This window comes from Paenibacillus sp. 01T422 (assembly GCF_056398785.1).
Map to the genome: position 1 here is coordinate 1 of NZ_JBFTQB010000295.1, position 6720 is coordinate 6720.

Consider the following 6720-nt stretch of genomic DNA (forward strand, 5'->3'; position numbering starts at 1 on the left):
ACCCTACTGAGCGTGAGCAACTAGGCGAGCTGAAAGTAGAAAGGCAAGGTGGCTATCTCGATMAGATCGATGGCTTTGATTACCCATTCTTTAACGTATCCTATCGGGAAGCGATCCGAATGGATCCACAGCAGCGACTGCTGCTGGAGGTTGCTTGGGATGCGTTAATGGATGCTGGAATTTCGCCGGATTCGTGGGCTAACACGAAAAGCGGTGTGTTTATTGGAATTTCCAATAGCGATTATGGAAGGAGGGAACTTGAGTCTTCGAATGACTTGCATATACATTCGGTTGTTGGCGGAGCCCTCTGCATAGCAGCAAATCGAATATCTTATTTTCTGGGTCTTCATGGACCAAGTATGGCGATTGATACGGCTTGTTCTTCATCGCTTGTTGCTGTGCATCAAGCCTGTTGCAGCATCTGGTCAGGGGAGAGTGAGCAAGCCATTGCTGGCGGTGTGAATGTCATTCTTTCCAATACGATTACATCAAGTTTGAGCAAGGCAGGTATGCTGGCAACGAATGATCGCTGCAAAACCTTCGATGCACTAGCGGATGGATATGTTCGAGGGGAAGGTTGCGGAATTGTAGTACTCAAACCTTTATCCAAAGCGCTAAGGGATGGCGATGAGGTGTATGCTGTCATTCCAGGTAGTGCGATCAATCAAGACGGCCGCAGCAACGGGATTACAGCGCCAAATCATTCTTCACAGGAGAAGTTGCTCGAATCGGCATATGAGAATGCTGGCATTCAGTCTCATCAAATTGGCTATATTGAAGCGCATGGTACGGGTACTTATTTAGGTGATCCCATTGAAGTGAAAGCGCTGGGAAAAGTGTTTTCTCAAGACAAAATTGCGAGCGAGAAGATCTATCTTGGTTCAGTGAAAAGCAACATTGGACATCTAGAGTCTGCAGCCGGAATAGCTGGACTCATTAAGACTGCACTGATCATGAAGCATGGACTTGTTCCACGAAACTTGCATTTTCAAAGGTGGAATCCTGAGATTCCACATGAGAGTTTTCCGTTTGTGGTGCCTACGCAAAGTGTGGAACTGCGACCTGGGAACGAGGTATACGCAGGCGTTAGCTCGTTCGGGTTTGGCGGAACCAATGCGCATATTGTTCTTGGCAGACCAGCGCAATCAGTACCAGAGCGTTCAGAAAATTCACCATTTTTATTTGTGCTGTCGGCTGCGAGAAAAGATGCTTTATCGGTTTTGGCTCAAAAATATGTAGATTGGTTGAAACTCACGAAAGAACCTGATCTTCTTGCAATTTGTTCAACTTTGCTGAAGGGCAGGAAACATCATGAACATAGGCTGGCTATTGCAGCAACATCCAAAGATACATTACTCGTTGAATTGCAAGCGTATGTGAGTGGCTATGACAGCAATCTTCAGAGTAAGAACCATGGACATGTGCTGTCTAATCCACCTGGGATTGTGTATTACTTTCCAGGGCATGACACAAGAAATGGCGATGAAATGAAGGAAGTATGGACTTGTGATGCGATTTTTCAGCAGTCATATTTTGTGGTGAGTCAATTGTATCGTCAATTGGCATCAGAGTCGTCGCAAGATCAAATGGAATGGCGAACCTTCGCGAAACAGTTTGCACATGCAGAGATGTTGCGAAGTTGGGGATTACGGCCGAACAGTTGCCTGGGCGAGGGAGTTGGCTGTTTAACTGCAATGGTGGTAGAAGGGGAAATGTCACTACCGGAAGCTATCGAACGGCTAGCCCGAGGGGATTATAATAGTCTAGTAAAATCTGAGGTAGAGAGCGCTCATGGGGACTTTGTATTATGCCTATCCTCTGCACCTGTTTGGTTCCCGCGAAAAGATGAATCTATGATTATTTGCAAATGCAGTGATGAACTTGGGAAACTGCAATTACAGTGTCAATTATTTATTAACGGTCTTTTTGTACCTGAACGCTCAGAACAAAAAAAACGATCGCATATGCTTCCTGGATACCCGTGGAATCATCATTCGTGCTGGAAGCCGCTAGGGAAAAATGAGGCGGAGTCGAATGGCATGACTTGTTTTTGTTAATTGGGGGAGTAGCATTGAAAAGAATAGATATCGTGGTGATTGGCGGCGGGCAAGCGGGTCTATCGACAGGTTATTATTTAAGTTCTGAGCAGCGGCAGTTTATCGTATTGGATCAAAGCCATGAAGTGGGATATTCATGGAGCAGCAGATATGACTCGTTAACGTTATTTACCCCTCGCATGTACAGCGGTTTGCCAGGTTTACCACTAGAGGGAGACCCATGGGGCTATCCAACAAAGGATGAGATGGCAGCTTATTTACAGCAGTATCAAGAGAAGTTTGCCATTCCGATTCAACTGGAAACAGAGGTAATAAGGCTAACTTACCAATTGGGGAGATTCCTCGTAACGACAAATAAAGGCTCATGGTTAGCCAAACAAGTCGTGGTGGCAGCAGGACCCTTTCAAACTCCATTCATTCCTCCGATCGCACACTCATTAAGTTCAGAAGTATTTCAAATACATACCGCCGACTATCATAATCCTGAAATGCTGCCACAACGTGGAGAAGTACTCGTAATCGGCGGTGGGAACTCCGGTGCGCAAATTGCGCTTGAGATTTCTCAGCAAAGGAAGGTTTATTTGTCAGTAGGTCATGACATTCAGTATTTGCCCTATCGTTTTCTTGGTAGAAGCCTTTTTTGGTGGTATGAGAGGATAGGACTCTTGCGGAAAAGCCCAAAGTCTTGGGTGGGGCGGCGATTCATTAAAAAGAAAGATCCACTTTATGGTTTTGAGCTTAAGAATGCGATCAGCAGCGGTAGCGTCAATTTATTAGCAAGGACGACAAATGCGAGCGAAAAGCAGATTTTTTTTGCCGGTGGCTCATCTCTGGAAGTGGGAACGATTATATGGGCTACCGGGTTTCGATCCGATTACCCCTGGCTTCATATTCCCGAGATTTTTAATAACAAGCAAATAGTCATTCATGAACGGGGAGTTACGTTAATTCCAGGGTTATATTTTGTAGGTCTACCTTGGCAGTCCTCCAGAGGGTCAGCATTAATAGGCTGGGTGCATCGGGATGCCAAATTCATCTGTCACATGATTACACAATACGGGGATCACTATGCAAATGAAGATTATAGCTACGAGGATTTGCCCTCACACGGGAGCTGACATTTGGCAGTTATTTTATTCACGTCTTGATGAAATAAGAAGAGCTAAGATTGACAAATGTCTGCAAAAAGATCAAAAGCAAAGAATGATCGTAGGGGATATGTTACTTCAATTTGTGCTGCGTCACGAGCTATGTAGGATTGAAAAAAGAAGACCAATCGTCACATATAGCCCACTAGGGAAGCCATCCCTGAGCGATTGGCCAGATCTTGCTTTTAATATTTCTCATTGCAGGGATTGGGTCACTATTGTCCTTGCTTCTTGTGAAGTGGGGATTGATGTTGAACAGCAAGATCCGCGTTTCTCTAGGTTGGAAGAATGTATCTTATCTCCTTCGGAACGGAGCGAGTATCGCACTATTCAAGATCATGAGGCTTATCTCTGTGAACGCTGGGTGATGAAAGAGAGCTTCACCAAGCTGATAGGTGTCGGACTTGGTTATCCATTTACAGAGGCTTCTTTTGATAAGTTCACAGCAAGTGAAGCCGTAAACATCTACGAAAATAAATGCTATTTTTGCAAAACCTTTGTGTTGGAAGAGCTGAGCAGCGATAAGTCGTATCATTTGGCGGTTTGCAGCGAGGCCTATAACTTCCCGGATGAGTTGACCATACTTTCTTTTGACAACTTAATAATATGGGCACTTGGTGCCGCGAAAAGTGTTTAAAACTGGCTTCCCGGTCTACTGCGGAGAGCCAGTTTTTTGTTCGACAAAAAAATATAATTAAGGACACGAACCGCCGGTTTTCGTGTATAATGAGTTCTTGATCTTATATTCTTAACCTTTGGTAAATTAACAGCAAGAGGAGTTCTGACAGATGAATCGATTACGTGGTTTTCTTGGTTCGTATCATCCGATTGTGCATACGTTGATTTTAGGAACAGTCATGGCCAGGGCGGCGTCTTCCATGAGTCTGCCTTTTCTGGCAATTTACTTAGCCAAACATACATCGATGAGTGCAGTAATGATTGGGGTCGTTATTGGAATGGGAGCCTTGGCAGGAACTGTCGGAGGCTTTATCGGCGGTAACTTATCGGATCGATTCGGTAGACGAATCATCATGTTGGCTGCTCTTTTTGGATGGGTGGTTGTGTTTGTAGGCTTTAGTATCGTGAAACTACCAGTTTTGTTCATGATGCTGAACATGCTTAACGGCTTGTGCCGATCCTTCTATGAACCGGTCTCGCAAGCGTTAATGGCGGATTTGACAGAGCCGGCGAAGCGGCTCAGTGTATTTTCAATGAGATACATGGCCATCAATGTCGGTGTTGCTGTAGGACCATTATTAGGTGCTTTTTTTGCAACGATGGACGGGTCATTACCATTTCTATTGACTGGAATTGTTTATTTTCTCTATGCAGTTACACTTTATGTTCTTCTCATCGTTTTTGGCATTAAGCAAATAGAAGGAGAGAAGAAAAAACCGGTCACTTTTGTCTCTGCATTGCGGGTCATCCAACGTGATGTGACGTTTCGCTACTATATTCTTGGTGGAATTATTGGAGCTATTGGCTACTCGCAAGTCATGGTGACACTATCGCAATATTTGGAACAGAATTTCACCGAAGGTGTGAGAATGTTCGCTGTCCTAATGAGCGTCAATGCAATCGTGGTCATTGCCATGCAGATACCTCTTACACGGATTTCTGATAAGTACTCGCCACTAGTAGCGATTATTTTTGGTAATTTGATGTTTGCGTTAGGGGATATCGGCTTTGCATTCTCGCATTCGTTAGTTCCAATGATTGTTTCTATGGCGATTTTTACTCTAGGTGAAATTTTAAACTACCCTGCGGCTAATATGCTGATTGATAAACTGGCACCCGAGCATATGCGTGGTACTTATTTTGGTGCACAAACCTTAACAAATTTAGGTCACTTTATGGGACCATGGGTGGGCGGTTTTCTGCTTGTAGCCTACGGGGGCACCACGCTTTATGTAGTCATAGCCTTTGTGACTCTTGCGGGCTCTCTCTTTTACTGGAAAGGCGCCAATAATCTACAAATACTTCTAAAAAATAGGTCGAAAAAAGAAATTTTTTGATGTATAATGAAAAATTAGTTCTTGCGAACTATACGATTTCAAAACGACTTCCCTTATTCTTGAGAGTGTAGTTATTTCTTGCAAAAGACTTCACAACACATCTCGACAATGGCAAAACTGACGAAAGCCAGTGACGCAAAGCTACAGGGGCTACCTTGTTCTTGAAATGGACTTGTTGCCWGCCAGCTGCCGAACGATTGGGTATTCAACTTAGAGCCCCTCCGATCGGTACACTATGGTGGGGTTTTTCTCTGTCATAACTCTCATAAACTATGGATAAAAGGAGGACCAAGCAGCATGCAGTCTGAATTACATGAAGAGCAAAAAGTAACATCACTTTGCGGCAATCATGTTGCCCGTTTGGTGCCATCCTCGGATGGACCAAAACTATTGATTAATTTAGAAGAATACGCACTTAATGAAGCATGTTGGGATGTAGAAATGTTTCAGGGGAGAAGCAACAGCATTTTGATTTTCTACTGGAAAGGTGAAGTTAAGCTTTCTGTGAAAATGCCTCCAATGCCTCAAATTGAAGCATTTATGACTAGGCTTTATCAAATTTTGACGTCCAAATTAAGAACGGTTCAGCCAATATAGGCGAACTGTTCTTTTTTTTACACCCGAAAAAGGCTGACGACAAAATGATTGTCACAAATCGACAGGTGCTGATATAATGGACACATAGTCATACATAGTTCTTAAGTACTATTCAGTGTAGGGGGATTTGCGTTATGCGATTAATTACGCGTTCGGATTTTGACGGTTTAGTATGCGCAATGCTTTTCAAGAAGCTAAACATGGTCGATGAAATGAAATTCGTTCATCCCAAAGATATGCAGGATGGTTTGATCGAGGTTACCGAGAACGATATTTTGGCGAATGTGCCTTATGTTTCAGGCTGCGGATTATGGTTTGATCACCACTCCAGCGAACTTGAGCGGATGGGCGAGAAGGTAGCATTCAAAGGGGAAGCCCGCATTGCACCAAGTGCAGCACGCGTCGTTTATGATTATTATGGAGGGCAAGAAACCTTCGGTGATATTGACGATATTATGCAAGGCGTAGATAAAGCGGATGCGGCACAATTTAGTAAAGAGGATATTTTGAACCCATCTGGTTGGGATTTATTGTCGTTCATCATGGATGCCCGGACGGGCTTAGGACGTTACCGGGACTACCGGATTAGCAATTATCAGCTTATGGAAGAACTTGTGGATCATTGCGCGGTGATGACGGTTGATCAAATTATGGAGCTTCCGGACGTGAAGGAACGGGTTGAGCGGTATTACGAACTGGATGCTCTGTACCGTGAAATGCTTGAAAAGCATACGCATACGGAAGGAAACGTGATCATTACGGATCTTCGTGACGTTGAAACGATTTATCCTKGCAACCGATTCATGGTTTATGCGCTTTATCCTGAGCAGAATGTATCCATTTGGATCGTGGACGGACGCAATAAACAAAATTGTGTATTTGCTTGCGGGCACAGTATCGTGA

Annotated in this window: 6 protein-coding genes and 1 riboswitch; all 6 genes read left to right on the forward strand. The window is 44.0% G+C overall.

What is annotated here, in order from left to right:
- Window positions 1–2057 (forward strand): type I polyketide synthase (locus AC1DUA_RS17465; protein WP_477500982.1); only part of this gene is annotated, 2057 nt, incomplete at its 5' end.
- A 14-nt stretch (window positions 2058–2071) separates the two neighbouring features.
- Window positions 2072–3175 carry a flavin-containing monooxygenase gene (locus AC1DUA_RS17470; protein WP_477500983.1) on the forward strand — a complete coding sequence of 368 codons (1104 nt, stop codon included), beginning with the start codon at window positions 2072–2074 and terminating at the stop codon, window positions 3173–3175.
- Window positions 3126–3842 (forward strand): 4'-phosphopantetheinyl transferase family protein, encoded by a 717-nt coding sequence (locus AC1DUA_RS17475; protein ID WP_477500984.1) that lies wholly within the window; start codon window positions 3126–3128, stop codon window positions 3840–3842. Before AC1DUA_RS17470 ends, AC1DUA_RS17475 begins: the two co-directional genes overlap by 50 nt.
- A 151-nt stretch (window positions 3843–3993) precedes the next feature.
- Entirely contained in the window at window positions 3994–5220 is a 1227-nt protein-coding gene (locus tag AC1DUA_RS17480; RefSeq protein WP_477500985.1) for an MDR family MFS transporter, read from the forward strand.
- Window positions 5221–5320: 100 nt separating this feature from the next.
- A riboswitch (cyclic di-GMP riboswitch) is annotated at window positions 5321–5414 on the forward strand.
- Window positions 5415–5517: 103 nt separating this feature from the next.
- The gene (locus tag AC1DUA_RS17485; RefSeq protein ID WP_161409230.1) at window positions 5518–5817 is read left to right on the forward strand and encodes a hypothetical protein; all 300 of its coding nucleotides are present in this window, start codon (window positions 5518–5520) and stop codon (window positions 5815–5817) included.
- 134 nt (window positions 5818–5951) lie between these two features.
- Window positions 5952–6720, forward strand: a 769-nt coding sequence (locus AC1DUA_RS17490; protein WP_477500986.1) for an exopolyphosphatase, incomplete at its 3' end; no start/stop codon positions are given.

Excerpts from the sequence above, each read along its gene's own strand:
- AC1DUA_RS17480 (WP_477500985.1), top strand. The coding sequence starts at position 3,994 with ATGAATCGATTACGTGGTTTTCTTGGTTCGTATCATCCGATTGTGCAT.
- AC1DUA_RS17485 (WP_161409230.1), top strand. The coding sequence starts at position 5,518 with ATGCAGTCTGAATTACATGAAGAGCAAAAAGTAACATCACTTTGCGGC.
- AC1DUA_RS17475 (WP_477500984.1), top strand. The coding sequence starts at position 3,126 with ATGCAAATGAAGATTATAGCTACGAGGATTTGCCCTCACACGGGAGCT.